The organism is Zavarzinia sp. (assembly GCF_041650655.1).
Taxonomy (GTDB): domain Bacteria; phylum Pseudomonadota; class Alphaproteobacteria; order Zavarziniales; family Zavarziniaceae; genus Zavarzinia.
The window spans coordinates 1-2,699 of record NZ_JBAZKR010000264.1 but is presented as its reverse complement, the minus strand read 5'-3'; the positions used below and the strand labels follow the sequence as shown (position 1 = coordinate 2,699).

General features: G+C 66.0%; 3 protein-coding genes. All 3 read right to left on the bottom strand.

Annotated features, from left to right (window positions below):
- Window positions 1–16: 16 nt before the first annotated feature.
- Window positions 17–1,123 carry a bifunctional 3,4-dihydroxy-2-butanone-4-phosphate synthase/GTP cyclohydrolase II gene (gene ribBA / locus WC493_RS23300; protein WP_373069051.1) on the bottom strand — a complete coding sequence of 369 codons (1,107 nt, stop codon included), beginning with the start codon at window positions 1,121–1,123 and terminating at the stop codon, window positions 17–19.
- Window positions 1,124–1,156: 33 nt separating this feature from the next.
- Window positions 1,157–1,753, bottom strand: coding sequence for a riboflavin synthase (locus WC493_RS23295; RefSeq protein ID WP_373069049.1), 597 nt, complete (start codon window positions 1,751–1,753; stop codon window positions 1,157–1,159).
- Window positions 1,754–1,768: 15 nt separating this feature from the next.
- Window positions 1,769–2,699: protein-disulfide reductase DsbD (gene dsbD / locus WC493_RS23290; protein ID WP_373069047.1), on the bottom strand; the 931-nt coding region annotated here is incomplete at its 5' end.

Here is a 2,699-nt window from a genome sequence, read left to right as displayed (position 1 = left end):
CGGCCGTGCGGGGCGCTCATGCCGTCTTTTCTCCCGCCGGAGTGAAATACCCGGTGATTTCGAGGCCGAAGCCGGCCATGCTCGGCATCTTTCTCGGGCTGGACATCAGGCGCATCTTGCCGACCCCGACTTCACGCAGGATCTGCGCGCCGATGCCGTAAATTCGCGGGTCCCAGGTGTAGGCCGGCCGCTCGGTGCGCTCGTTCTTGAGCGCGGACAGCAAGGCGTTGCCGGTCTCCGCCCGATGCAGCAGCACCAGCACGCCGCGTCCCTGTTCGGCGATCGAGCGCAGCGCGAAATCGACGCTGTAGGTGTGGCCGCGGCTGCCGTGGTCGAGGAAGTCCAGCACGCAGACGGCTTCATGCACGCGCACCAAGGTTTCGTCGCCGGCCTTGATCTCGCCGCAGGACATGGCCAGATGCACGTCGCCGCTGCTGCGATCGGCGAAGGCGCGCATGCGGAAGCGGCCTTGGGCGCATTCGACATCCTTGTCGGCGACGCATTCGATGAGCTTTTCGGTCTCCGAGCGGTAGTGGATCAGGTCGCGGATGGTGCCGATCTTGAGGCTGTGCTCGCGGGCGAATTCGAGCAGGTCGGGCAGCCGCGCCATGGTGCCGTCGTCCTTGAGGATCTCGCAGATCACCGCGGCGGGCTCCAGGCCCGCGAGTTGGGCGAAGTCGCAGCCCGCTTCGGTGTGGCCGGCGCGCACCAGCACGCCGCCGTTTTGCGCCATCAGCGGGAAAATGTGGCCGGGCTGGACGATGTCGGCAGGGCTGGCGCTCTTCGCCACGGCGGCCTGCACCGTGCGCGAGCGGTCCTGGGCCGAGATGCCCGTGGTGACGCCCTCGGCGGCCTCGATCGACATGGTGAAGGCGGTGCCGTGCTGCGCCTTGTTGTCGCGCACCATCAGGGGCAGGTCGAGCTGGCGGCAGCGGGCTTCGGTCAGCGTCAGGCAAATCAGGCCGCGGCCGTGCTTGGCCATGAAGTTGATGGCTTCGGGCGTGACGTGCTGGGCGGCGAGCACGAGGTCGCCCTCGTTTTCGCGGTCTTCTTCATCGACCAGAATGACCATGCGCCCGGCACGCATGTCGGCGACGATATCGAGAACGGGACTGATGCTCATGGCTGCTTTACCAAACTTGGGAAGGCGCGCATTTTACGCTTTGCCGGTCGTCAGCATCCGTTCGACGTAGCGCGCGATCAGGTCGATCTCGAGGTTGACCTTCGCGCCGGGATGCAGGTGCTTCAGGGTCGTCACCTCGACGGTGTGCGGAATCAGGTTGATCGAAAACCGGCGGCCCTTGACGCTGTTGGTCGTCAGCGACACGCCATCGACGGTGATCGAGCCCTTGCGCGCGATGTATTTCGCCAGATTTCTCGGCGCCTTGATCACCAGCTGATGCGATTCGCCGACCGGTTCGAACTTCTCGACTTCGCCGACGCCATCGACATGCCCCGACACCAGATGGCCGCCGATGAAGTCGGACAGGCGCATGGCCTTTTCCAGATTGACTTCGCCGCCCTGCGCATCGAGGCCCACCGTGCAGTTCAGCGTTTCGCGCGAGACGTCGACTTGGTAGCTGCCGCGCTTTTTTGCGATGACGGTCAGGCAGACTCCGCAGTGCGCGATCGAGTCGCCCAATGCGACGTCCGCGAGCTTCAGGCCCGGCGCTTCGACGGTGAGGCGAACGCCTTTTTCCAGCGGCTGGACGCGGCTGATTTTTCCTACGGCGGTGATGATGCCCGTGAACATGGGAACTCCTGAAAATTAGCGCAGCACGCGCTCGAGGGTAGGCAGAAAGCTTTCGGCGGGCTGGAAGCCGACGACACGCAGATCGACCTGCTCGCGGCCGGCGGCGTCCCAGAAGATGATGCCCGGCGGACCGAACAGGCCGAAGCGCTTGAGCAGCGCCGCGTCCGCATCGGTGTTCGCGGTCACGTCGGCCTGCAGCAACACGAGTTGCTTCATGCGCGCGGCGACCTTGGGTTCGGCGAAGGTGAAGCGTTCCATTTCCTTGCAGCTGACGCACCAGTCGGCATAGAAATCCAGCATGACGGGTTTGCCGGCCGCTTTCGCCTGGGCCAAGCGGGTGTCGAGAGCCTCCACCGACGCAATGCGCTCGAAAGTCGGCGCTGGTGCTTCGGCGGCGAGTCCGCTGCGCAGGAAGCCCAGCGGCTGCAGCGGATCCCTGGCACCGCCGAGCACGCCGATCAGCATCGCCGCGCCGCCGAGCAGCAGGACGACGCCGAGGCCCTTGCCCAGGCGCTGCCAGCCGTGGGCGTGCGGCGGCAGGGGGTCGAGCGCATGCAGGAAGATCGCCGGGACGACCATCAGCAATGCCCAGCCGAGCATCTGCAACCACATCGGAATCACGGGGGAAACCAGCCACAGGGCAGTCGCCAGCATGACGACGCCGAAGAAATTCTTGACGCCATCCATCCACGGTCCGGATTTCGGCAGCAGCGAACGGGAGAAAGCGCCGACCAGCAGCAGCGGCACGCCCATGCCGAGCGCCATGACGAACAGCGCGGCGCCACCCAGTACCGCATTGCCGGTCTGCGCGATGTACAGCAAGGCGCCGGCCAGCGGTGCCGCGACACAGGGGCCGACGATCAGCGCCGACAACGCGCCCATCAGCGCAATGGCCGGTAGCGAGCCGCCCTGGCGATTGGCCGTGTCGGACATGCGGCTCTGCAAC

Excerpts from the sequence above, each read along its gene's own strand:
- WC493_RS23295 (WP_373069049.1), bottom strand. The coding sequence starts at position 1,753 with ATGTTCACGGGCATCATCACCGCCGTAGGAAAAATCAGCCGCGTCCAG.
- ribBA (WP_373069051.1), bottom strand. The coding sequence starts at position 1,123 with ATGAGCATCAGTCCCGTTCTCGATATCGTCGCCGACATGCGTGCCGGG.